General features: G+C 35.7%; 20 protein-coding genes and 2 pseudogenes. 8 read left to right on the plus strand and 14 right to left on the minus strand.

The genetic code is table 11. The features are described 5' to 3' along the window. Positions 1-92: 92 nt before the first annotated feature. Positions 93-842, plus strand: a complete 750-nt coding sequence (locus QWZ06_RS17930; RefSeq protein ID WP_290300099.1) for a sulfite exporter TauE/SafE family protein — start codon at positions 93-95, stop codon at positions 840-842. A gap of 13 nt (positions 843-855) precedes the next feature. Here the strand turns inward: QWZ06_RS17930 and QWZ06_RS17935 are convergent, their stop codons facing one another. From QWZ06_RS17935 to QWZ06_RS17960, 6 genes are all read right to left on the minus strand, one after another. Continuing rightward, positions 856-1,764 carry an AEC family transporter gene (locus QWZ06_RS17935; protein ID WP_290300100.1) on the minus strand — a complete coding sequence of 303 codons (909 nt, stop codon included), beginning with the start codon at positions 1,762-1,764 and terminating at the stop codon, positions 856-858. Positions 1,765-2,021: 257 nt separating this feature from the next. Continuing rightward, the gene (locus QWZ06_RS17940) at positions 2,022-4,496 is read right to left on the minus strand and encodes a beta-mannosidase (protein ID WP_290300102.1); all 2,475 of its coding nucleotides are present in this window, start codon (positions 4,494-4,496) and stop codon (positions 2,022-2,024) included. Beyond that, on the minus strand, positions 4,489-4,875 hold the full coding sequence (locus QWZ06_RS17945; RefSeq protein ID WP_290300104.1) for a GxxExxY protein: 387 nt from the start codon (positions 4,873-4,875) through the stop codon (positions 4,489-4,491). The genes QWZ06_RS17940 and QWZ06_RS17945 overlap by 8 nt, the downstream gene beginning before the upstream one ends. A 282-nt stretch (positions 4,876-5,157) precedes the next feature. Continuing rightward, a complete protein-coding gene (locus tag QWZ06_RS17950; protein ID WP_290300105.1) occupies positions 5,158-5,820 on the minus strand; it encodes a copper homeostasis protein CutC in 663 nt (220 codons plus the stop codon). 15 nt (positions 5,821-5,835) lie between these two features. After that, a complete protein-coding gene (locus tag QWZ06_RS17955; RefSeq protein WP_290300106.1) occupies positions 5,836-6,402 on the minus strand; it encodes a hypothetical protein in 567 nt (188 codons plus the stop codon). A gap of 157 nt (positions 6,403-6,559) precedes the next feature. Beyond that, positions 6,560-7,555, minus strand: a complete 996-nt coding sequence (locus QWZ06_RS17960; RefSeq protein ID WP_290300108.1) for an isoaspartyl peptidase/L-asparaginase family protein — start codon at positions 7,553-7,555, stop codon at positions 6,560-6,562. Positions 7,556-7,663: 108 nt separating this feature from the next. Between QWZ06_RS17960 and QWZ06_RS17965 the strand changes: the two genes are divergently transcribed. From QWZ06_RS17965 to QWZ06_RS17980, 4 genes are all read left to right on the plus strand, one after another. After that, positions 7,664-8,269, plus strand: coding sequence for a Crp/Fnr family transcriptional regulator (locus QWZ06_RS17965; RefSeq protein ID WP_290300110.1), 606 nt, complete (start codon positions 7,664-7,666; stop codon positions 8,267-8,269). Positions 8,270-8,482: 213 nt separating this feature from the next. Then, on the plus strand, positions 8,483-8,845 hold the full coding sequence (locus QWZ06_RS17970; protein ID WP_290300112.1) for a DUF3302 domain-containing protein: 363 nt from the start codon (positions 8,483-8,485) through the stop codon (positions 8,843-8,845). A 5-nt stretch (positions 8,846-8,850) separates the two neighbouring features. Then, the gene (locus QWZ06_RS17975) at positions 8,851-10,008 is read left to right on the plus strand and encodes an HlyD family secretion protein (protein WP_290300113.1); all 1,158 of its coding nucleotides are present in this window, start codon (positions 8,851-8,853) and stop codon (positions 10,006-10,008) included. Between the two features lies 1 nt (position 10,009). Continuing rightward, positions 10,010-11,410, plus strand: coding sequence for a TolC family protein (locus tag QWZ06_RS17980; protein WP_290300114.1), 1,401 nt, complete (start codon positions 10,010-10,012; stop codon positions 11,408-11,410). 65 nt (positions 11,411-11,475) lie between these two features. Here QWZ06_RS17980 and QWZ06_RS17985 read toward each other — a convergent pair. From QWZ06_RS17985 to QWZ06_RS18010, 6 genes and pseudogenes are all read right to left on the minus strand, one after another. Continuing rightward, positions 11,476-11,963 (minus strand): annotated as a pseudogene (locus QWZ06_RS17985) (DUF6691 family protein). A gap of 25 nt (positions 11,964-11,988) precedes the next feature. Next, on the minus strand, positions 11,989-12,552 hold the full coding sequence (locus tag QWZ06_RS17990) for a YeeE/YedE family protein (RefSeq protein ID WP_290300115.1): 564 nt from the start codon (positions 12,550-12,552) through the stop codon (positions 11,989-11,991). A gap of 12 nt (positions 12,553-12,564) precedes the next feature. Continuing rightward, positions 12,565-13,976: pseudogene (locus QWZ06_RS17995) on the minus strand (MBL fold metallo-hydrolase). Between the two features lie 324 nt (positions 13,977-14,300). Next, on the minus strand, positions 14,301-15,095 hold the full coding sequence (locus QWZ06_RS18000; RefSeq protein WP_290300116.1) for a sulfite exporter TauE/SafE family protein: 795 nt from the start codon (positions 15,093-15,095) through the stop codon (positions 14,301-14,303). Positions 15,096-15,317: 222 nt separating this feature from the next. Continuing rightward, positions 15,318-15,953, minus strand: a complete 636-nt coding sequence (locus tag QWZ06_RS18005) for a Crp/Fnr family transcriptional regulator (RefSeq protein ID WP_290300118.1) — start codon at positions 15,951-15,953, stop codon at positions 15,318-15,320. 19 nt (positions 15,954-15,972) lie between these two features. Beyond that, positions 15,973-18,153, minus strand: coding sequence for a glycoside hydrolase family 20 protein (locus tag QWZ06_RS18010; RefSeq protein ID WP_353959989.1), 2,181 nt, complete (start codon positions 18,151-18,153; stop codon positions 15,973-15,975). Between the two features lie 389 nt (positions 18,154-18,542). Between QWZ06_RS18010 and QWZ06_RS18015 the strand changes: the two genes are divergently transcribed. Beyond that, positions 18,543-19,373, plus strand: a complete 831-nt coding sequence (locus QWZ06_RS18015; protein ID WP_290300122.1) for a DUF4197 domain-containing protein — start codon at positions 18,543-18,545, stop codon at positions 19,371-19,373. A 365-nt stretch (positions 19,374-19,738) separates the two neighbouring features. Here QWZ06_RS18015 and QWZ06_RS18020 read toward each other — a convergent pair whose 3' ends face one another. Next, positions 19,739-20,392, minus strand: coding sequence for a CoA transferase subunit B (locus QWZ06_RS18020; RefSeq protein WP_290300123.1), 654 nt, complete (start codon positions 20,390-20,392; stop codon positions 19,739-19,741). 246 nt (positions 20,393-20,638) lie between these two features. Between QWZ06_RS18020 and QWZ06_RS18025 the strand changes: the two genes are divergently transcribed. After that, the gene (locus tag QWZ06_RS18025; RefSeq protein ID WP_290300125.1) at positions 20,639-22,441 is read left to right on the plus strand and encodes an ABC transporter ATP-binding protein; all 1,803 of its coding nucleotides are present in this window, start codon (positions 20,639-20,641) and stop codon (positions 22,439-22,441) included. Between the two features lie 286 nt (positions 22,442-22,727). Here QWZ06_RS18025 and QWZ06_RS18030 read toward each other — a convergent pair whose 3' ends face one another. After that, positions 22,728-23,429, minus strand: coding sequence for a CoA transferase subunit A (locus QWZ06_RS18030; RefSeq protein WP_290300126.1), 702 nt, complete (start codon positions 23,427-23,429; stop codon positions 22,728-22,730). A gap of 389 nt (positions 23,430-23,818) precedes the next feature. Between QWZ06_RS18030 and QWZ06_RS18035 the strand changes: the two genes are divergently transcribed. After that, complete coding sequence (locus QWZ06_RS18035; protein WP_290300127.1) at positions 23,819-25,357, plus strand: toxin-antitoxin system YwqK family antitoxin; 1,539 nt, start codon at positions 23,819-23,821, stop codon at positions 25,355-25,357. The last annotated feature ends 106 nt before the right edge of the window (positions 25,358-25,463 follow it).

The raw sequence follows: 25,463 nt of genomic DNA on the forward strand, positions 1-25,463 counted from the left end.
TAAAGTGTAAAATTAGATTTTTCTGAAGAGAACTGCAATTTTTTGTTAATGATTACACCTATTTTGTCTTATCTTTATTTACCATTTTTTTCATGGAAAATTATATTTTATTATTTTTGATAGGACTTATAGCGGGTGCTCTGAACGCGGCAGCCGGTGGTGGATCATTCATTACTTTTCCCGCTTTTATTTATGCGGGTGTTCCTCCGATTCAGGCTAATGCCTCCAGTACGGTAGCATTATTTCCCGGCAGTTTAGCCAGTGCCTGGAAATTCAAAGAGTACATTCAGCCTTTTCCCAATATTTCAATAGTAGCAATGATTATTTTTACTCTTTTGGGGGGATGTGCAGGAGGTTTGCTTCTTTTATATACACCATCAGGGGATTTTAAGCTAATTGTTCCATGGCTTCTTTTATTAGGTTCTCTCGCATTTGCATTTGGAAAACAAGCCGGCAACTGGCTTAGAAAAAGAATTAAGATTGGTTCCGGATTGGTTTTAGGTGCTCAGTTTATTTTAGGAATATATGGCGGTTATTTTGGTGGCGCAGTAGGAATTATGATGATGGCTGTATGGTCATTATTCGGTTTATCAGACATTAAAATCATTAATGCTAATAAAACACTTTTTACAGGAATAGCCAATGCTGCGGCCGTTATCTTATTTATTTTAGCAGATAAAATATACTGGCCGGAAACCTGTACCATGATGGCTGCTACCATTCTAGGCGGATATTTTGGTGCACATTTTACCAAAAAACTTGATCCGGTCAAGTTAAGAACCGGAATTATATTCTTCAATTTTCTGATCACCATCGTTTTCTTTATAAAAACTTTTTTTTAGCCGAAACCTATATTTAGAATATAATATCTATTATCTCATACCACATCGCAGAGGTAAAAAACCCTACAATAATACTGACACCGATGATCAGATTGGTGAGCTTTGTATTCAGCCTGAACTGTTCTGCAATAATACTTGAGGTTACCAATGTAGGCATCGCCGCTTCAAATATGGTAATTTTTGCCACATCTCCTCTTATTCCCAATAATAAAGCCATTCCCAATACCATTGCCGGAGCCAGAATCAATTTATAAAGCATGGAAGCTGACATTTGAGGAATCAGTTTTTTCCACCCGTTAAACTTCAGCTGTAATCCAACTGAGAACAGGGCTAATGGACTTACGGTAGCAGCTAGTTTATCAAAAAGTGGTTCTGCAACGCTTAAATCAACAAATTGAGATAACACCAATGCGGAAATACAACCTATTAATGGGGGAAATGTAATTAATCGTTTAAAAATAAATACAGCACTTACCTTTCCTGATTTGCTTCCTCCTTTCACTGCGGCAATAATCCCTAATGTTGAAAGGGCAAAAAACATGGTTTGGTCACAAATAATGGCAATACTTAAAAGGCTTTCACCATAAAAAGCACTGATCAAAGGGAATCCGATGAATGAGGTATTGCTGTACCCACTGGCCAGTTCTAAGGTACTTCTGGAACGTCTTGAATATCCCCTATTTTTACTGTAAAACATTACATAAAAGAAACAGAATACAGAAACTAAGAAAGTGGCTGCAATTGGAAAAAGCATTTCCATTGTCCATTGTACCTTCGGCAGATATTTGAATGAAACTGCCGGTAGAGCAAGATAAAGAATCCAGGTATTGATCCCCTTGTGGGCATCCGGGTGGATAGATTTTGTTGCTTTGAATATCATTCCTGCAATAATGCACACTGCAATCAGAACAAAATTTACCATAACTATAAAGAAATATGCTGCAAAGTTACGGCTGATTTTTGAGTTGGAAGGGTAAAATTTATCTTTTTTTGAGTAGAATTTCTGCCGATTCCGGATGTGCAACTAGAACAAATTCTTTCGCTATTCACACCTTATAGGTTTTCAGAAATCTATATGGTTTACTCTATTGTATATTCAATTTAAAATTATCTCGCTGATTGTTCAGATTTTTAATGACAATGATAAAAAATCATTCATAATTTATTCTGCTATTTTTTTTAAAAAGTATCAAATAAACTCATTACCTCAACCTTATCCAAAGATTTCGAAAGGGTAATTCTTTTTGAAGTACCTGGTAACAGATCGAAGAAGTTGTCACTGAAATGAGTATCTCCGATAAGATATACATCTTTTGCCAACACATCTGTTGAGATTTCAATTTCTGTTGGGGATATCTTTTTAAGGACAATATTAGGTTTTGAAAGTTTCAGATCTTTAGGTCTTGCCGGAAAGAAAAGCTTCTCAGCTTTTATACCTTCACTGTCTGAACTTATTTTTAAAACCGCTTTAGATACATCAAATTTTGCCAGATCAGCTTTATTGATATTCAAAATTTTCTCACTTACATCAGCCTTTAGATCTCTGATGATATTGGACTTCCACAGTTGTTTTCCTTTAAAATCAATGAGTTCAATTTTTAGATCAGCTTTTATCTCATTCAATACATCACTGACCAGATAGATTTCATAGCTTTTTTTGTTTTCTGCAACTGAAATTAACACAGGTTCAAAACTTCTTTTTACCTGATAGTGAAATGCTTTCCAATTTCCTAAATAATCAATAGATGACCATGAAACCACAGGCCAGCAATCATTGAGCTGCCAATATAAAGTTCCCATATTATAAGGTTTTGCTCTACGATGAGCTTCTATCGCAATCTGCATACCTTTAGCCTGCAACAATTGAGAAACATAGTTGTATTTTACAAAACCTGTTGGAATTTTATAATCACGCTTTATATATTCATTAATGATATCCCAACCTCTTGCATGTTTTTCATGAGCCTTAATGGTTGGATTCTTTAAGTCCAGATCAGCAACTCCTGAAAACATTGATTTGGTAGTTGCTAAAGTTGGCATTCCCTGAAAACCATATTCAGACATGAAACGGCCTACTTTTTCATTATACATTTCGAAAGGTTGTTCTCCCCACCAAACGCCCCAATAATGAGAGTCACCTTCCGTAAGGCTTTCTTTATGCCCCCAGCCGATCGAGGGAGAGCTAGGCCAGTATTTATTTTTATCTGAAGTAAGATTTTCCTTCAATGTATTAGGAATCACTTCATGAAACAGCTTTTTATAATCTTTCCAAACTTGTAATGAATCTGCTTTTGAATAGTTAAACTGCTTTTGGTATCCCCAGTTGACGATGGCCTCATCAACTTCATTATTTCCACACCATAACGCGATAGACGGATGATTTTGAAGTCTGTTGACCTGATCTTTTACTTCTTCTTTTACATTCTCTAAAAATTCCTGATCTGCCGGATAAAAACTTCCTGCGAACATAAAATCCTGCCACACTATGATTCCGTTTTCATCACAAGCTTTATAAAATTCATCGTCTTCATAGATCCCGCCGCCCCAAATCCGGATCATATTCATATTGGCATCTTTGGCTGCCTTAATGAGTTTTTGATATTTTTCTTTGGTAATCCTTGGCGAGAAACTGTCAGCAGGTATCCAATTTGTTCCTTTGATGTATAAAGGATTTCCATTCAATTTAAAATAAAAAGATTTTCCCTTTTCATCTTTCTCCTGAATAAGTTCAATATCTCGTAAACCATACGTAACGTTGATATCACGAATGATTCGTCCTCCTTTCTTGTATAAGGAAATTTTTGTAGCATATACAGTAGGTTTTCCTCTTCCATTAGCCTCCCATTTCTTCGGATTTTTGATATTATAAGGAAGTCTAATTGTATTAAAACCTTTATTAAGATGAAATTTATGCATTCCTCTGTTTAGGTTAAACCATGTAAAATACTCCCCCTCTTCTTCAACGAAAATGTTCATATTAAATGATACCTGAGCCAAAGAATCAGTAAGTAACTTTTGTTCAACCTGAATATTCTTAACCTTTGCATTTCTCCAGAACTCCAGTTTTACATCCTTCCAGATTCCTGCTGTTACCAACCTAGGCCCCCAATCCCAACCAAACTGATACTGAGCCTTTCGTACAAAACTTCGCGGTGATTCAGGCAGAGTAAACGGAATTTTTTCAGCTAATTCTTTTCCTTCATTGACTGCAGATTTAAACTTTATCTGTAACAAATTTGTTCCTTGTTTCAAATATTCTTTCACAGGAATCTCCCATTTTCTGAACATATTATCTGTCTTCTTCAGCAATTTTCCATTAAGATAAATCTCTGAAAAGGTATCTAATCCATTAAAAACAAGATCAGTATTATCGTAGTCAAATTCTTTGAATGAAATATCAAAATTGGTTTGATAATCCCAATCTTCATTTTCTACCCATTGCACTTTCTTTTCATTTTCGTCTTTAAAAGGGTCCGGAATAAGCTTATTGTTCATTAGATCCATGTGTACCGTTCCCGGTACTTTTGCAGGAAGCCAGTTTTTATCTTTTGAATTTTTGAACTGCCAGTTTTCAGAAGACAAGCTTCTTTCCGAATACTGAGCAAAAAGAATATTCTGAATGAGAAGAAAGACAAAAAGTAAATTTTTATGCATCAATAATTTTGTTTACAATTCTATGGATTCCGTATTTAATAAGTTCACTGTTAAAATTAATAAGAAGTCCGAGTTTTATATTCATTTGTTTTAAATAGGTCAAGACCTGAGACTTGAAAATAGGATGCAATTCCAGTACAGATTTAACTTCAACAATTACCTTGTCTTCTACAATAAGATCAATTTTATAGGCATTTTCTATTAAAATTTCTTTGTATTGTAACGACAAAGGCACTTGTTGTTTTACATTAAGATTTAAAGTTCTTAATTCGTAAGCCAAAGCTACTTCATATGCATTTTCTAATAATCTAACCCCTAATTTTTTATGAACTTCTATAGCAGCTCCTATTATCTTATAGGATAATTCGTTTTCGGTCATTTGTGTGTTTTTATTTTTTAACGCAAAGTTTTATTTAATAGTGCGTATTATTTCTAAGTGAGCTAGGAGGGAATCGATTTGCAATCGATTCTGATGAAGCGAATGTTATCCATCAGCTTATTCAGTAGCTGCTGCCTGACTTTGCTTCCTTAAAATATAACAGTCTATTGGATAAAAAATTTGCGTTTAATCAATTTCTACAAAATAATCATTATATCATTCCAAGGAACAAGGAATCCAGATTCTTCATTACGCTCAGAATGACAAATAAAGGCATATTTATTATTTACCCTTTAAGGCTACGACCTCATCAGGATTAGCAAAAGATCCACCATCAGTAATCGCTGAAGAATGGAAATAGCCAGCTTTTGTAGCTTCTCTGATATCTTCAATATTTGAGGAACGAAGCCCACCCCCTACAAGAATTTCAATTCTTCCATTGGAAAGAGCCACCAATTTTTTCAGATTCTCCTTTCCTTCTGATACATTAGGTTTCTGACCTGATGTGAGAATGGTTGTAAAACCACATTCAATCACTTTTTCCAAAGATTCTTCCAACCCTTTTGCTCTATCGAAGGCACGATGGAATGTACACGGAAGTGGTGAAGCCAATTCAATCAGACCTTTATTCTGATCTTTATTTACCTCATCATTTTCGTCCAGAATCCCAAATACAAAACCGTCAACATGTAATGATTTCAACGCAGTTAAGTCGGTCTTCATCTGCTCAAGTTCAGTGTCTGAATAGGTAAAGTCACCTCCTCGGGGGCGGATCATCACAAAGATTGGAATATCTATTTTCTCTCTTAATTCTTTTGTAATTTCAAAATCGGGAGTTATTCCTCCTTCACTTAATCCTGAACATAATTCTATTCTGTCGGCTCCATTTTCAAAAGCAATTATTGCTGATTCAGGATTAAAACATGCTATTTCTATTTTTGACATTGTCTTTCTTATCTTTTAATTAAATTCGGGAGTATTTTGCAGTACATCGGCAATCAGGAAGGTATTATTTTCTTTACTCACCCTAACTTTGACAGGATATACGGCTTTTAATGCTTTATCATTAAGAACAACATCAAACAAATAATTGTTTTCATTTTCAGAAATTAGCTGGCATTTGGTTACCTGTACCTTATCCCAATCCTGTCCTGCAATTAAGAATCCAACGCCTATACCCGCTTTTTTAGTATCGAACTTTCCTTTCCATTTATCGTTGAACTCTTTTCCTGTAAGACTTCCATCCACATCCATATCAACACTCATGGCATCACCTTTATAATCGTAATACTCCTTGGTTGTTATCTTTTGCATATTCTTATCCAGGTTACCAAGATCTGATTTAAAATATTCTTCAATACTTTTTTCTAACCATTTTTTCGCTTCTTCTGCTTCATTTGCCTGAGGTTTAGCTTCCGTAACAACATTTTCCTTCACTACAGGTTCTGGTTGGGTTGCCATTGCTTCTTTCTTTTCTTCTTTACATCCTATTATTAAAAACAGGGAAGCGATAATCGTTCTTTTCATATTCTATCTGTCTATTTTTTTGGTGGTGTCACCTATATTTAGTTTCAATTTATTGGTTTATATAAAGGTGCAGGTAAATCAAAGATTTCCTGTTTTTTTAGCCACGAATCCACGAATAAATTCATTAGTGCATTCGTAGCCATAAGAAAATTGTGTATTATTTCACTGCAAATTCAGGTTTTTCAAGACGGTTTCCTTTCTGGTCGTATACCGCAAAGTTAAATCCATCCTGGATACAATACGCTCCGTATTCACCTTTTTTATTGATGGCGATAAAACCTACCTGGATATCTTTAAGATTTTTATTTCTTCTCTGATTAATCTTTACAATCCTGTCCACAGCTTCTTTACAAGCTTGTTGGGGACTTCTTCCTTGTCTCATCAGTTCTACCACAAGATGGGTTCCTACAGTTCTTATCACCTCTTCACCATGTCCGGTTGCCGTGGCAGCTCCTACTTCATTATCTACGAATAAACCAGCTCCGATAATAGGAGAATCTCCTACTCTTCCATGCATTTTGAAAGCCATTCCACTGGTGGTACAAGCTCCGGAAAGGTTTCCTTGAGCATCAAGAGCGATCATTCCTATGGTATCGTGATTTTCGATATTGGCAATGGGTTTATACTGACTTGTTTTCAGCCATTCTTTCCATTCTTTTTCGGATTCCTCGGTAAGAAGATTTTCTTTTTTAAAGCCCTGGGAAAGAGCAAATTGTAAAGCTCCATCTCCTACTAGCATTACGTGAGGTGTTTTTTCCATCACGGCTCTGGCTACGGAAATTGGATTTTTGATATGTTCCAGACAAGCAACCGAACCAATATTGTAATTATCATCCATGATGCAGGCATCCAATGTTACCCTACCATCTCTGTCTGGACGCCCACCATAGCCAACACTTCTCTCTTTGGGATCTAACTCTACAAGGCGAACTCCTTTTTCAACTGCGTCCAGTGCCTTTCCTCCTTTTTCCAGGATTGTCCAAGCCTCTTCATTGGCTTTGATGCCAAAGTTCCAGGTAGAGAGAACGATAGGTTGATTGGTAACGGTATTGTTTTCAGGCAATTCTTTAGCCATTAGATCTAATGGATTTACAGCCAGTGCTGCTGTAGCGATTCCCAGTTTTTTGATAAAACTTCTTCGGTTATTGTTCATTGTAGATCAAAATTATAGTATTAACAAATCTAAAAAAAACTTCTCTGAAATCCTTAGTCTGACTTAACGAATATTGATATCCTATTTTTAGCTATCTTTACTGCTGTAATGGATGCGTTCAAAACTTTCAGGAATATTGTTTTCTTTCAGGAATTGTCTGATGAGGAAATCAATGTTTTGGTAAGCATCAGCACTCCCAGACTTCTTCAGAAAAAAGAAAAGCTTACAGAACCCGGGCAGTCTTTTAATCAATTATTTATTCTCCCCAAAGGATTATTGAGGTTTTTCTTTGATGATGAAAATGGTATTGAAACCAATCTTTTTTTACCTTCAGATAAAGAAGCAGCTATTATGGAAAGCCCGGAATCATTTTCTGAAGAAAGTGATAGAAAATACACGATTGAAGCTGTCATAGAGTCACAGATTTTCTTATTCAACAAAGCTGAATTTGAAGAATTAGCCTTCCAGCATAGGGGAATCTATAATGCCTATCTAAAATCTTTAAAACAGATCATTAATACTTTAAAGGTACGCACCGAGCAGCTTTGCTCTACTTCTCCTCATTCACGATACGAAGATTTTCTGGAAAGTCGTCCCTTTACCTCTCAAAATGCCAACAGAAAGTATATTGCCAATTTCTTGGGCATTACTCCTAACTCTCTTTCAAGGATGACTGCAAGAGTTCATAAAAAAAGGAACGAAAGAAAAAAATAACTTAGGAATACTTTTTCTCACTTTATTCGATCTATTTTTGCTTACTCAAAACACTGTTAAACAAATCATTAAAAGCAAAAATGAGGAAAATATCATTCACGAAAAATTTATAAGTATAGAATTATCTTTAATCTAAAGTGGCTGCCCAATATTCATTAAGGGCTCGGTTACCACCTTGTTTTACATTTCATTATACCTTATACCAATTATATTATGCAAAGAATAACCTTACTTCTCTGCCTGTTCCTTTCATGCAATTTTGTTCAGGCATCTACAGGCGGAATAGAAGACAATATAGCTGATGTTGCATCCTGGCTCATTCTACTTGTTTTACCTTTTGCCGGGATCTACCTTTTCTGGAAAGCTCACATTTATCCGGAGAAAGTAGCCGAAAAAAAGAAGCATCCTCAGCTCAACGCCATAAAAAGTATGTGCCTCCTTTCCCTTGTTTTTGGAGGCCTTTTATGGCCGATTGCCTTAATCTGGGCGAATTATGATTATGGCAATCAAAATGAACAGAAAAATGACTCGGATAATATTAAATCTGAAGAAGAGCTTAACACAATTGAAAATTAACCCTTATGCTAGAATTACTCATCGCTATATATGCTGGAATCTGCTGGCTCCTTATCAAAAAGTTAAAATTAATTCCCTGGACATTTACCACTCAGGTTGTGGTATACTCTCTTCCTATTTTTGGATCTATTGCTTTAATATTAAGTCTGAACTACTATTGTCCCATTACTTCTGATGTAAAAGTCGGGAACAGAAGTGTTGATATTACTACCCAGGTTCTGGGAAAGGTAAAAAAAGTATATGTAAAGACCAATCAGGAGGTAAAGAAGGGTGATACTCTATTTGTATTAGACAGAGAGCCTTATATACAGGAAATTAAATCCCTGGAAGCAAAACTCAGCAATATGAAAGCGACTGTGAATTCCTACAATACAGATATTTCTGCTTCCAGAAAAAATATTGCAGGTCTGCAGTCTCAACTTGATTTAGCTAATAAAAGAGTGGCTCAATATAAGGAATTAGTGGACGCAGGTGCTGCCAACAAATTTGATCTGGAGCAGGCTATGACTAATGTCAACGATCTTCAGTCCAGAATCAGTGCTGCTCAATCACAGCAACAATCTTTAGAAACTAAATCCAATGCTTCTTACAATGGAGAAAACTCTTCTGTATCTGAAATTCAGGCAAAACTGGAGCAGGCAAAATGGAATTTGTCCCAAACGGTTGTTTTAGCTCCTACAGATGGCATTATTCCTAATGTCCAGCTTAATGAAGGAGCAATCATGGCTCCCTTTAAATCTGCTTTTGTCTTGATTCAGAAACAACAGTCTGTTATTGGATTTTTTGCACAAAATGAACTTGAAGCAGTAAAAAACGGAAATGAAGTAGAGCTTGCTCTTAAAACAGAACCGGGGAAGGTAGTTAAAGCCAAACTTGAATATGTGATTGATGCTACCAGTCAAGGAATCATGAATAATGCCGGAGGAATGCTGGGTGGAAATGGCTCTACAGCAGGACTTCCTGATACTGCCAGACAATTACCGGAAACAGATGGAAAGCTGATTGCCAAATTTATACTGGAAGACAATCAAAAGCAATTGACCGTGGGAGCCAGAGGAACAGCTGTCATTTATTCGGATCATATCAAACCTTTACATCTTATCCGAAAGGTAATGGTACGCATCAACAGCAAAATCAATTTCGTTATCCCTAAACTTCATTAATATGTATAAAAGATTAATTGTGGCGGGAGTTCTTTCCTTAAGTCTAAGCTCATGCATTGGCTATAAAGAACCTACAAAAGAGCATATAAACCAGCTAAAGGAAAATAGTGAAGTTGCCTCTCATATTACCATTCCCGATGACTGGATCTTTGATAGAAATGCCAATTCCAGATCTCTTTCTTATGACTGGATTACCGATCTTAAGACTCCTCAGCTGGAGGCTCTTATCAATGAGGGGATGCAATACAATGCAGATATTATCATTGCCAGGGAAAAGCTTAACCAAATTGAATTGGCCATGGAAATTGCAGGAAGCAATCTTTATCCAAGTGTGAATGCTGTTGCTAATACATCCAATAATCTGGTGAGTGAAAGCCAGATTCGCCGCATTGCATTGAAAGCCAATTGGGAAATTGATTTATGGGGTAAAAATAAATCGGCACAGATGGCCAGCACCAGCGATTATTTTTCGGCTAAACATCAAAACATACTGTTGCATCAATCCATAGCTGCTATGATTGCAAAGGCGTATTATCTCAATATTACCGGAAACATTCAGGAAGATATGATTAAAGGGTATATTCAGAAGACAAAGGAGCTTGAAAAATTATATGCTGTTCAGAAAAAGGTAGGAACAGCCAATGCATTGGATCTATCTAATATCTCTGCTGAGATTATTTCTTTAGAGGGATATCTTGAAAGGATCAGAAATGCCAATACCCAGTCCAGAAGATCTCTTGAACTTCTGACCGGAAAATATCCCGAAGGAAAATTGAAAACCCAAAACTTTTTTAATCCTGCAGAAAATAAGATCCCGTCTTCTTTTCCATTAGAACTTTTGGAAGACAGATCTGATATACAGGCTTATCATTTTCAGATAGAAAAAGCTTTTTATGAAGTACAGCAGGCCAAGGCAGCGAGGCTTCCCTCTCTAACTATAAACTCTTCCTTAGGAACAGCGGGAAGTAATGTAGAAGCAATCAATTCTTTATTTTCAAACCCATTGCTTAGAGTTGGCGGCGGATTAGTTTCTCCTCTATTCAATAACGGAAAACTTAAAAAGAATGTGGAAATTAAAAACTCACAGCAAAAGCAAGTGGTTGAGGAATATTCAAAAGCGGTTCTGAATGCGTTGAATGAGGTGGAGTCCTCATTAGCCAACCTGAACTCTATTGAAAAACAAATGGATTTCAATGGTAAAGCCATCAACGAGCTGAAAAACAATATTAACCTCACTCAAAAACAAATTAAAGTAGGAACCAGTAATAGTTTCGTTCTGATCCGTAAGCAGCGGGATCTTCTTAAAAATGAGATGAACCTCATCAATCTGGAACTTCAAAACAGAATGGAGCGCATTAATCTTTATATGGCTCTTGGCGCAAAAAACTTCATTTTTTCATAATTTTATACTCAATAAAGACTGCTGAAATATCATCAACAGTCTTTATTTATTCAATTAAATTAACCTTAATGTGGGAGTTTATCTCTGAAGTAGCCATAAACCCAGGTTCCTGCAATAGCACTTAAAAGGGTTATGGATACTGCCAAAGCTCCTGTTCCGATCTGAGCAAACAGTGGTCCTGGGCATGCTCCGGTAATGGCCCATCCAAAACCAAAAATAAGCCCTCCATAAATCTGACCTTTATTGAATTGTTTCGGAGCCAGTGTTATAGGTTCTCCGTAAATTGTCTTGATATTAAATTTTTAATAAGCCATACGGAAACAATCCCTACTAAAACAGCGCTTCCGATGATTCCATACATGTGAAATGACTGCAAGCGAAACATTTCCTGAATTCTGAACCAACTGATGACCTCAGCTTTTACGAAGATAATTCCAAAAATAATTCCTGCTGCCAGATATTTCAAGTTATGAAACCATTTGTGATCCGGCTTATTTTCGTTCACATGCGCTGAGTTCTGATAGCGGATATTTTGTTCTTGTTCTTTTATCATTGATTTTAGTCTTTAAAAATTAAACTTACAAGGCAAGGATCATTGGTAGAATAAGGTTTGCCATTAAAAACCCGCCAATCATAAAACAAATAGTGGCCACTAAAGAAGGCCATTGCAGATTGGAAAGCCCCATAATAGCATGCCCACTGGTACACCCGCCGGCATATCTGGTTCCAAAGCCTACCAGAAATCCACCAACAACCATCAGGATAAATCCTCTTAAGGTCAGAAGACTTTCGAAGTTCATAAGCTGCACTGGAACAAGATTGGTGTAATCTGTAATTCCATACCCTGCCAATTCTGTTTTCAAATCAGGATTAACTGTAATTTCAGATGGATTGAGAAGAAAATTGGCAGCAATCATTCCGCCAAAGAAAATACCTAATACAAAAAACAGGTTCCAGGCTTCCTTTTTCCAGTCATATTTAAAAAAGTTGACATTAGCCGGTATACAAGCGGCACATACATGCCTCAGTGAGGAACTTATCCCAAAAGATTTGTTTCCCATGATCAGCAAGGCAGGAACCGTTAATCCAATTAAAGGTCCCGCAATATACCATGGCCATGGTTCTTTTATAATTTCCAACATATCTATTTCTTATTATTTTAAAATTTTCGTCTGACATACAAAATCACTTTTGGAAACTCCGGTAGAAGCAATGGCTTTAAAACCACCTTCTATTTCCGTAAAGTTTCTGAATCCTCTTGCCTGAAGAATACTGGCTGCCATCATACTTCTATACCCTCCTGCACAATGCAGATAAAAATGTTCTTCTGACCGGATCTCTTCAATCCATTTATTAATATAAGCTAGAGGCTTACTGTAGGCTTCATTAATATGTTCAGCAGCATATTCATTTTCTTTTCTTACATCAATAATTTTCACGTTTCTCCCTTCGATCTCTTTTTCAAACTGCGCAGCAGAAATACGGTTGACAGAATCCGTTTCGTTTCCACTGTTCTTCCATTCTTCAAAACCGCCTTGTAAGAACCCAAGAATATGATCAAATCCTACCCGGCTTAACCGGGTTACTGCTTCTTCTTCATCCCCAGGTTTTGTCACCAACAGAATAGGCTGATTTACATCTGCAATCAATGCACCTACCCATGGCGCAAAATCACCATCCAACCCTATATTGACAGATTTCGGAATAAATCCTTTGGCAAATTCACTATTGTTTCTCACATCCAACATCAAAGCACCGGAAGCTTCTGCTATTTCTTCAAACTGTCTGGGTGTAAGAGCCTGTAATCCTTTGACAATATATTATCAAAACTATTATACCCTTTTCTATTCATCATCACATTCATTCCGAAATAATCTGGTGGAGGTAAAAGCCCATCTGTTACTGCTTGGATAAAGCCTTCTCTATTGTTCTGATTAAGCGCATAATTTATTTTCTTTTGGTTCCCTAATGTATCAACCGTTTCCTTTTGCATATTCTTACCGCATGCTGAACCTGCTCCATGAGCCGGATAGACTGTAATATTGTCATTTAAAGGTAAAATTTTATGGTATAAACTATCATAAAGTAATCCTGCCAGATCTTCCTGTGTCATATCCGCTGCTTTTTGAGCAAGATCCGGACGGCCTACATCTCCCAGAAATAAAGTATCTCCACTGAAAAGAGCCTGCTCATTTCCTTGTTGATCAATTAATAGGTAACAAGAACTTTCCAATGTATGTCCTGGCGTGTGCAGAACCTTAATTTTAACATCTCCTATTTTGAATATCTGCTCATCTTCTGCAATAATAGCCTCAAATTCCGGCTTTGCTGTTGATCCATAAACGATGGGAGCATTTGTTTTTTTGCTTAAATCAATATGTCCGCTCACAAAATCAGCATGGAAATGAGTTTCAAAAATATATTTTAATTGTACCCCATCTTTTTCTAACCTCTCCATATAAGGCTGGGTTTCGCGCAAAGGATCAATAATGGCAGCTTCTCCGGCTGAAGTAATATAATAAGCACCTTGCGCCAAACATCCTGTATAAATCTGTTCTATTTTCATCTTACTTATTTTTTGATTTTGTTTTTCTGAGACAAATTTCCTGTTTCCTGTTTTCTCCTACAGCTACTTTTGTTACATAACAGAATTTTGAGTGTAAACATCCCTATTTTTACTTTTTTTATAACCACAAAAGTTTATTTTTATAACACTTTAGGAAGTTAAAAGGTATCGCATAAAAATTCACTAAAGATGAAAATCTATGATTTGCATGAAGCTTAAGTGCTCTTTTCAGCAGTAAGCATAATAACTTATATTTTACTTAAGTGTTATAAAAACTTTTCTGGTTTTAATTATGTTCCATTTTTTTAACCCTTCAAGATAAGCTTAAAGAAATATCTCCTTGGTTATAATATAGATTCCCATTACCAAAATAAACCATCCAAAGGCAGGTTTTAATTTTTCACCATCTATCTTTTTTGAAATTTGTGATCCTATGATAATTCCAATGATGGCAATCACAGCAATAGTGATAAGTACATTCCATTCTATTTTTGCATTGCTGATGGATGAAAAAAAGCCAATAAGAGAGTTTAAAGAAATAATAACCAATGAAGTTCCTATGGCTGTTTTTATCGGAACTTTCAAAAGATTTACCAATGCCGGGATAATCATAAATCCTCCTCCTGCACCAACTAATCCTGTTAAAATCCCGACCATCGTTCCTTCACCAGCAGCTAGCAAAACTTTATTTGTATTCAATTCATTTCCGCTTACCTCTTCCGTGGTCTGATTCTTAATCATTTTATAAGAAGCCAGAATCATCAAAAAGGCAAAAAGCAACAGGAGAAAAATGTTTTTAGTCACAGTAAAACCTCTTATGCTGAGAAGTTCATCCGGAATCAGAGGCAGCCAATACATTCTGGTTAGAAAAATTGAAATAATAGAAGGAATTCCAAATATCAGAGCCATTTTAAAATTCACCAATCCTTTTTTAAAATAGGTTATGGATCCCACGGCACTGCTCATACCCACAATAAAAAGAGAATACTCTGTAGCCAATAAAGCATCAATTCCAAAAAGATATACCAAAACAGGAACAGTGAGAATACTTCCGCCACCACCGATTAACCCTAAGGAAACACCAATTAAAATAGATGCTGCATATCCTATAAATTCCATTTGTTCAAATATTATGATGCAAAAATGGGATTGTTTGAAGAGAAGTACAGCTACTTTTGTTACATAGCAGAATTTTGAGTGCAGATATTGTTAATGTTTAGTTTTTTTAACCACCCCGTCAAAAATTCTTTGAATTTTTGACACCTCTCCAGAGGAGGGGAATATAAACGTTTATGATTAGCTGGAGGAGAAAGACAAAGGAAACGTGAAAAAAAATGGGAATTACTTTGTGATTTTCAAGAGAATGATTTTGTTTCTTCCCAGTTTTACTCTTCCATCTTCTTCCAGTTGTTTCAGAAGTCTTGACACCACTACTCTAGCCGTTCCGAGTTCATTGGCAAGCTGTTCATGCGTAATTGTAATCATATCGGAATTAGTAAGCTCAGATTTTTTATGGAGAAGATCCAGTAATCTTTCATCTACTTTTTTGAAAGCAATCGCATTGATAATATCAAGTAATTCTTCAAAACGTTTGTGGTAAAGTCTGAAAATATAGTCCAGCCATTCCGGATGTTCTTTGATGAATAAAGAAACCTTATCTACAGGAAGAAAAAGAATCTCAGCATCTTCTTCAATTTCTGCTTTTACGATACTTTTCTCATTATGCATTCCTCCCAGAAAAGACATGATGCAGCTCTCTCCCGCTTTGATATAATACAGCAGAATTTCACGTCCGTCCTCTTCCGTTCGGATGACCTTCAGCATTCCTTTCATCACAATAGGAATAGAACGTATGGAGGCATTTTCATCCAAAATAATATCTCCTTCATGGTAGTTTTTAGTGATTCCGTATTGATATAGCTTTTCAACCAGATCAGGTGAAGAGGAGAATTCAGAAGAAAGTATGTTATCTTGCATTTTGTTACATTGAATAGGGCTAATTTACGCCAATTTCATCAACAAACAGCCATGCATTTGAATCCGCTCCCGGATTTCCGGCTGGAATAATTCCTGCATTTTCGATGATCACCTTAACGTATCTTGCATTTTGTGCTTCCAGGTTTACTTGTATTTTTCCTTTAGCGCTTTGAATTTCTTCTTTTCCTATTTCTTTGATGATTTTAAATTCTTTATTATCGTCAGAAATAAAAATTTTAACAGACTTTGCAAGATGGATCCAGCTTCCTTTGTTTTCTAATGTATTACAATAGATTTCTGAGAAATCGGTTTTCTTTCCAAAATCTATGATTGCCGTCACATCTTTTCCCTGAAAGCCAAGCCATGTCTTCCCTAATTGTTTTACGTTTCCAATAATTCCATCTACCAAGGTAAAGGCACCACCGAATGAATAATTCTCACTAGGCTGTTGCTCTAGGGTAATTTTCTTCCCTGTCGATTTTGAGACCGTAAATGATTGTGAAGAGACAGCACTTTTCAGCTGCCCATTTTCAAAATATGCAGATTTAATCGTCAATGAATTAGGGATCAACACAGGACTTTGATAAATAGGAGAGTTTGTCGTTGGAACACTTCCATCCAGAGTATATCGGATTCCGTTTGAATGTTGTGAGGTGGAAAGTTCGTAGGCAATCCCGTTGTTGGAAGGAACTACTTTTCCTGAAATGTTGTATATACTTTTAGCATAGTTAATATTCATTTTATCCAATATTCTAAAATGGCTGATGACCCTGTTTTCAAAATCTTTATAATTTTTAGGATCAGAAGTTCCCCATCCTACTTCCGCAAGAGCCATTAGTCTTGGAAAAATCATATACTGAACTTGTTTGAAATCCAGAATATATTCCGTCCATAAATTAGCCTGAACTCCCATAATATACTGAGCTTGTTCGGCATTCAGTTCGGTAGGAATCGGATCATAAGAATACACTTTATTCAATGGCGTAAATCCACCAAAAGCGTTAGGCTCAGTTTGAGGATCTCCCTGATAATGGTCAAAATAACAATAGGCTCCAGGTGTCATTACTGCGAAATGTTTTGATTTTGCGGCTTCAATACCTCCATTTACTCCTGTCCAACTCATTACAGCGGCATTAGGAGCCAGTCCACCTTCTAAAATTTCGTCCCATCCGATGATTTTTCGCCCTTTACTGTTGATGTATTTTTCAATTCGTTGGATAAAGTAGCTTTGCAACCCATGTTCATCCTTTAAATTATTCTTTTTAATTAATTCCTGGCAATAAGCACATTCTTTCCATCTTGTTTTAGGACATTCATCTCCGCCGATATGAATATACTGAGATGGGAATAATTGAATGACTTCATCCAAAACATTTTCTAAAAATGCAAAGGTCTGCTCTTTGGGACAGAATACATCATCAAAAACACCCCATTTAGTAGCCGCCTCAAATGGGCCTTTAGTACAAGCCAATTCTGGATAAGCAGATAATGCAGCCAGAGCATGTCCCGGCATTTCGATCTCCGGAATTACTGTTATATGCCTTTCCTGAGCATATTTCACTACGTCTTTGATCTGTTCCTGAGTATAAAAATAAGGGCCATAAGGTTTTCCGTCGAATGTATTATCTACATAAGCTCCAATCATTGATTCTTTACGTTTTGAACCAATCTGGGTAAGTTTTGGATATTTTTTGATTTCAATTCTCCATCCCTGATCGTCTGTTAAATGCCAATGAAAGGTATTGAGCTTGTACATTGCCAGATAATCAATGTATTGTTTCACCTCATCTACGGTAAAAAAGTGGCGACAAACATCAAGATGCATTCCACGCCATGCAAACTTTGGCTGGTCTTCAATTTTCATGGCAGGAATTTTTCCAGTGTCCTTATACTGATCAAACAACTGGATCAAAGTTTGAAGAGCAAGGAAATATCCCTGCTGACTATACGATTGAATTTTAATCTGCTGAGGATTAATAATGAGGCTATAAAATTCTTTGTTTGCAGTTGAAGTTTTTGGCAACGGTGTATACACCAACTGTGCTTCAGTCTGTTTTGTATCCTGGAGCTTTAATACAGAGCTTAATCGCTTTTTAAAATATCCGGTCTCATTCTTAGGTAAGTCATTACTAAGTTTGAAAACTTGAGGAATTATAAAGCTTCCTTCATTCAACTGTACATTTTGAGGATAGGGAATCAAATTCAATTTATTTTGAGAAAAAACAATATTTGAAATTACTAATAGCACGGCTAATAAAATACGGGTCATGGAATCAGATTAAGTTGATACTAATATACTTATTTTTCAAAACTTTTAAATAGCTCAAACTGTATATTTTAACAAAAAAAGATCATTATTTCACTACTTCAATGGATCTTAAAAAGTAGATTTATTGTTGGAGGGTTTATTAATATTAAGAAATATCTTAATCAATAGCCCTCTATTTATTTAATATTAAAAGACATTAAAAATCAAACACTTAAATCACTAACATCATCTTTTTTAAAACTAAAAAAAATTGTGGTTTATTTTTTGATAAGCTTACGTCACTTAAAAGATTAAACATCTAAATTTGTAAAAAAAATACAATGAGAAAAAACATTTTTATTGCTGCCGGATTATTACTTTCAATTTCTACACAAGCACAACTTTTTGATATGATAAAATCAACAGTTAAAGACAAAACAGGAATTGATCTTAATGCTCAACAGCCAACCAAAGGTTCCACTACTCCTGCTACGACCACTACAAAGCCCACTACAACGAATGTTTCAACCAACACATCTCCTGTGAATCTAGGAAATCTTACTTCAACACAGATTTCTTCCGGATTAAAAGAAGCTTTAAGTGTCGGAGTAACAGATGGAGTAAAGAAACTAGCATTAACAGATGGTTTTTTGAAGAATGAAGCCGTAAAAATTTTAATGCCTGAAAAATTAAGAAAGGTTGATGCTACTCTACGCTCTGTAGGACTTGGCAGCCTGGCTGATGAAGGGGTAAAACTATTAAACAGAGCTGCTGAAGATGCTGTAACAGAAGCTGCTCCTATCTTCACCAACGCGATCACTTCCATGACGATTACAGATGCTAAAAATATTCTCTTAGGGAATAATAATGCAGCAACAAGCTACCTGCAAAGCAAAACTCAAAGCCAGTTATTTACAGCTTTCCAGCCCAAAGTAAAAGCATCTTTAGGAAAAGTAGGTGCTGATACGGTTTGGAAGAATATGATTTCAAAGTATAACACCTTTACAGGACAAGCTGTAACGACTGATCTTAATGAATATGTTACTACAGAAACCATCAATGGAGTATTCAAAATGGTAGCAGATAAGGAAAGCGGAATCAGAAATACGCCAGCAATGAGAACGACAAACATTTTGCAGAAAGTTTTCGGAGCTCAGGATGCTAACAGATAGATCAAAAGTTGATTCTAAATACTAAAAAGGTTGTTTCGTTTGTGGAACAACTTTTTTTATGCTTTAATTTCTTTTGTCTTGAAACAAAAGAAGCAAAAATTCAAGACTTGGATTTCTATGCCAGTTAAAAGACAAACCTATGTGGTTTAATCTTTTTCACCACATCGTCACATAGAATAAAATTATTCGTGCATCTGTGGCGATTAAAAATCTGCGAGATAAAAATGTGGTTTTAAGAGATTCTTCATTCCGCATTGCTTTATTCAGAATGACAAAAATATCCCTGATCCAAATTTTCTTTTATTCCTAGAACATGATGGGAATTAAAATAAAAAACCTTGCGCTTGGCAAGGTTTGTATTGTATTTAGAATTGCATTTCAGGAATTTCACCTTCAATGATAAGGTCTGCTTCTGTTGCTTTGATGATATCTTCTACTGATACTCCCGGTGCTCTTTCCAAAAGTTTGAAGCCTTTTGGAGTTACTTCCAGTACCGCTAATTCAGTGACTACTTTTTTCACACAGTTTACTCCCGTTAAAGGAAGAGTACATTGTTTAAGGATTTTACTTTCTCCGGCTTTATTTACGTGCATCATCGCAACGATAATATTTTCTGCTGAAGCTACCAAATCCATTGCTCCGCCCATCCCTTTTACCATTTTTCCTGGAATCTTCCAATTGGCAATATCTCCATTTTCTGAAACTTCCATAGCTCCCAGGATCGTAAGATCCACTTTCTGTCCGCGGATCATCCCGAAACTAAAAGCTGAATCGAAGAATGAGCCTCCGTCTAGAATAGTAATGGTTTGTTTTCCGGCATTGATGACATCTGCATCTTCTTCGCCTTCGAAAGGAAAAGGACCCATTCCCAGAACTCCGTTTTCACTTTGGAATTCTACGGAAATACCTTCCGGAACATAGTTGGCAACCAAAGTCGGAATTCCGATTCCCAGGTTTACATAATAACGATCTCTCAGTTCTTTTGAAATTCTTTTGGCAATTTGTTCTTTTGTAAGCATAATAAAAACTTAGACTGCAATTTAATTATTTTCAGCCGAATACGAAAGGTATTTTGAAGCCGGAAGTTGGAAGAGAGAAGCTGGGAGTAAGTTTTAGTTGAAAAATGACTCTACTGCCCTATAATAACTTATATGCTTTATCCTGGGATCTGGTTTTAAATCTTCCTCAACAACAGATTATTGTCATCAATAATTAACATCGTTAGTAAAAATAATATCATTAATTTTGTATCCTTATTTATTAGAATGAAAATACTTTTAAGATACCTAAAACCTTATCAATGGCTGATTGTTATTTCTTTGCTATTGGCCACTATTAATCAGGTTTTCTCTTTATTTGCTCCTGCCATTACAGGAAATATACTGGATCAGCTGGTTACCCATCCTAATTTTTTCGATAAAGAAAAACTTTTACCAAGAAACATCGACGAATACCTTTATGGAACTTCGATCTACCATGGAGCTTTCTACTTTTTAGGGTTGCTTATTGGAACAGCAATGGTGAGTAGGATTGCGAAAGCTTTTCAGGATTATGTGGTAAGTGTTATTACCCAAAAGTTTGGAGCTAAAATTTTCACAGATGGTCTAAGACATTCCATGGCATTGCCGTATCAGGAGTTTGAAGACCAAAGAAGTGGTGAAACTTTATCTATTTTAACCAAAGTAAGAGAAGATTCAGTAAAGTTTATTACCAATTTCATTAATATTTTCTTTGGAATTTTGGTCAGTATCATCTTCGTTTCAGTGTATGCGATCCGCCTGCATTGGTCTATCATGCCTGTATATATTTGCGGAATTTTCCTGATCGCTTTCATCACTAATTTACTGAGTAAAAGAATAAAAGGCATTCAGAAAAATATTGTTTCGGAAACAACAGCATTAGCAGGAAGTACGACTGAAAGTCTTAGAAATATTGAAATTGTAAAGAGTTTAGGTTTAACGAATCAGGAAGTTATCCGTTTGAATAACAATACCTATAAAATTTTGGGGCTTGAACTCAGAAAGGTAAAAAGCATTCGTTCTTTAAGTTTTATTCAGGGAACGATGGTTAATTTTCTTCAACAGATGATTACCCTGACGCTTTTGTATTTAATCTTTAAAAATGTTGTTACTCCGGGACAATATCTTTCACTGATGTTTTATGGCTTCTTTATTTTCGGGCCTATGCAGGAGATTGGAAACATCATCATATCTTACCGTGAGGCAGAGGCTTCTCTTCAAAATTTTGACCGATTAATGAAAAAAGAGGTGGAAGAAAAGCCACTTCATCCTAAGCAAATTGGTGCTATTGAAGAACTGGAGTTCAAGCATGTTTCTTTCAAACATCAGTCGGCACAATATAAAGCGTTGAATAATATTTCTTTCGATGTTAAAAATGGAGAAACCATTGCTTTTGTAGGGCCAAGCGGATCTGGAAAAAGTACACTGGTAAAATTATTGGTTGGTCTTTACAGACCACAGGAAGGGAATATTTTTTACAATGGTATTAATGGAAAGGAATTTGATTTTGATGAACTAAGAAACCAAATTGGCTTTGTTACCCAAGACACTCAGCTGTTTGCCGGAACCATCAAAGAAAATCTTCTCTTTGTGAATCCGAAAGCTACCGAACAAGAGCTTGCCATTGCTTTACAGAAATCGAGTTGTACGGCCCTATTAGAAAGAGCTGAAAAGGGAATAGAAACCGTTATTGGTGAAGGCGGATTGAAACTGAGTGGCGGTGAAAAACAAAGAATCGCTATTGCACGAGCGCTTTTAAGAAAGCCTCATTTATTAATATTTGATGAAGCCACTTCGGCATTAGACAGTATCACTGAGGAAGAGATTACTACAACCATCAAAGATATTTCAGAGGAAAGAGAACAGATTACGGTTCTGATTGCCCACCGATTAAGTACCATCATGCATGCAGACAAAATCTATGTATTGGAACGCGGTCAAATTGTAGAAACAGGTTCCCACAATCATCTTATTTCTGAAAAAGGACTTTACTATGCCATGTGGCGACAGCAGATTGGAGAAAGGAAAACAACTGTTCCACAATCTTAGAAATAAATGAGTAAATATGGTGATAAAGTCGCTGATTAAGCTGTATTATATTCTGCCACGAATGCACGAATAAAAAAGAATTTGTGCATTCGTGGCGTTTAAAAATCTGCGTGATCTGTGAGATCTGCGAGAAGCTTTTATCTTGAGATTCTTCATTCCACATCGCTTCATTCAGAATGACAGCACAACAAAAAGACACTAAAAAAAGTTAAGTTTACTCAATAAACAAAGCGCTGAATCAATATTCAGCGCTTTGTTTTTATTATTAAATGTATTTCTTTAGAAATTACTCTTTAGTTCTAACGGTTCTTTGTTCAATTCTCTTTTCGAATTTTTCCCCCTGGAAAATTCTTTGAATCATAATACCCGGAATATGAATCTCGTTTGGATCTAATTCTCCCGGTTCTACCAATTCTTCTACCTCAGCAATGGTAATCTTTCCAGCACCTGCCATTGGATGATTAAAGTTTCTTGCAGATCCTTTGAAGATAAGATTTCCTGCATGATCTCCTTTCCACGCCTTTACAATAGAAAAATCAGCTTCAAAAGCATGCTCCAGAATGTGAGGTTTCCCTTTGAATTCTTTTACTTCTTTTCCTTCTGCCACTTCAGTTCCATATCCTGCTGGTGTGTAGAAAGCAGGAATTCCAGCCTGAGCAGCTCTGCACTTTTCAGCTAAAGTTCCTTGTGGAGTAAGTTCTACTTCCAGCTCTCCTGAAAGCATTTGTCTTTCAAATTCAGCATTTTCGCCCACATAAGAAGAGATCATTTTCTTGATTTGTCTTTTATGAAGCAGTAATCCCAATCCAAAATCATCTACTCCGGCATTATTTGAAATACAGGTAAGATCTTTCACATCACTTTCTACTAAGGCATTAATTGAATTTTCAGGAATCCCGCAAAGTCCAAATCCGCCTAGCATCAGCGTCATTCCATCTTTAATTCCTTCGATGGCTTCCTTTGCATTTTTTACTCTTTTATCTATCATGAAATATTAGATTTTTCTGTTGGCTAAATTTAATAAAAATTTATCGTATCTCAGACGACCAGAAAAAGTTCCTCATCCCTATCCCATCCTGAATACCTATTTTTCATATTAAAAATATCATTATCAAAATTTTATAGCTAAAAGTGAACAAATCGGTTCATTTTTTCTATATATCTCGTAAAATTGATTTATATTTGGCGTTCAAATTCAAAAAAAACATATCTTTTTTAATCTTCGGATATAATTGATTTAAACACAATATTAATGTAAAAATTATTTCTGACAGTTAAACGACTGTCTCTTCAATGCTTTTATCTCTTACTTTCCTTCAAATGGGAATACAAAAGCAAAATCATCACAAAACTTAAAATCAGAACTTAATATAAAACATGAAAAAACTATTTACGTCGGCGTTACTGGCATTAGTACTCAGTATTAACGTATATGCACAGGAAAAAACTTATTTTGATGAAAACTGGGAAAAGACCACCCAAGAAAACATGGAGTATTACCGTGAAACGTCTCCTAAAGGTAAACTTACATTAATTAAAGACTTTTATAAAAACGGAACACTTCAAATGGAAGGTCTGGCTTCTGATACTACTCCCAGTAATGAAGTTTTCGATGGTAAAGTAACCTGGTACACTCCTGAAGGAAAAGTAATGAGTGTCGTAAATTATTCTAAAGGTAAACAGGTTGGAGTTTCTCAGAATTATGATGTTAAAGGGAAATTAATTGAAGACTTGGTTTATAAAGCTGATGGTACTTTTTCAGGAAAATCATTCAGTTATAAAGATCCGGAAAACGAGTATTATTACAATACACTTACTGTATATGAGAACTCTACTCCTACCCAAACGATTATTTATGACGAGGATATCAAAGGAATCAGAACCGAAAGTATTATAGGTAAAGACGGTGGATACGAAAATAAATACTACGGTGAAAAAGGAAAGTATATCGGTAGTGGCAGTTCTGAATCCAATAGCGAAAATACTCAGGTAGATTATTACTATAACCCGATGAGGGTTTCTAAAATTGAAAAACATAAAAGTGACGGAAGCATCAAAGAAAGTATAATTTACTCTAAAAACGGAAAAGTTCTTCAGGAGCAGAAAAGAGGTAAAAAAGATGGTTCTAAGACGACCTATGACGAATCCGGAAAGAAAATAGCCGATCTGACTTATCAATATGAAAAAGAAAATGACATCTATAAACCTATGGATGGTGAAGATTATCAGTTCAGCTACGATTACAGCCATATCTCAACTATAGATGTTTATAAAGGAGGCCTACAGGTTCTTAATAAAGAGTTTAATGAAGAAGGAAAGCTTACTACAGAAAAGACTCTAAAAGATGGCTCAACCCAGGAGATTAAATATTACGCTCCGGATGGAAAACTAAAATCTACCTTAACTTATAAGGATGATACACCTTACAATGGTATTTCCTATGAAGGTCTTACCGAAATGCAGTATAAGGAGGGGGTTTTAGTGAATACAAAAAACTATTTTGAAGATCATAAGCTAAAGTCTGAGAAGAAATTGAATTCCAAACAAAATGCTTACGATGCTACAATCTATGACAATAAAGGGGCGATTTTATATACTTATAACCAACCTGTAAATGAAGAAGAATATGACTACAGTTTTACTGCTCAGATTGTACAATATGTAAAAGGAAAACCTGCTAATAAATCTTCTGTAAAAGGAGGAATTCTTCAAAGCGGAAAAATCAGAATAAAAGATTATTACGGAGCAAAGGAGCTTGAACGTAATGGAAAATGGATCTTATTAAAGGTTTATAATGCAGAGGGAAAACTTGTTCAGGATTCTAAAATTTTGGCTGATACCAGTGATAATTTTTTATCTAGTGACAGCAATACTGCTATCCAGGAAGATCAATTGTACAGTGATATTGATAATTAACAGATCATTTGAATATAGAGCAGTTTCAGTTTTTGGAACTGCTTTTTTTATGGGTGCCTACTGACAGATTATATTATAATGATTTTGCTGATGATTCAGTGATTCT

Origin of the sequence: Chryseobacterium tructae (assembly GCF_030409875.1) — a bacterium.
Taxonomy (GTDB): Bacteria; Bacteroidota; Bacteroidia; order Flavobacteriales; family Weeksellaceae; genus Chryseobacterium; species Chryseobacterium tructae.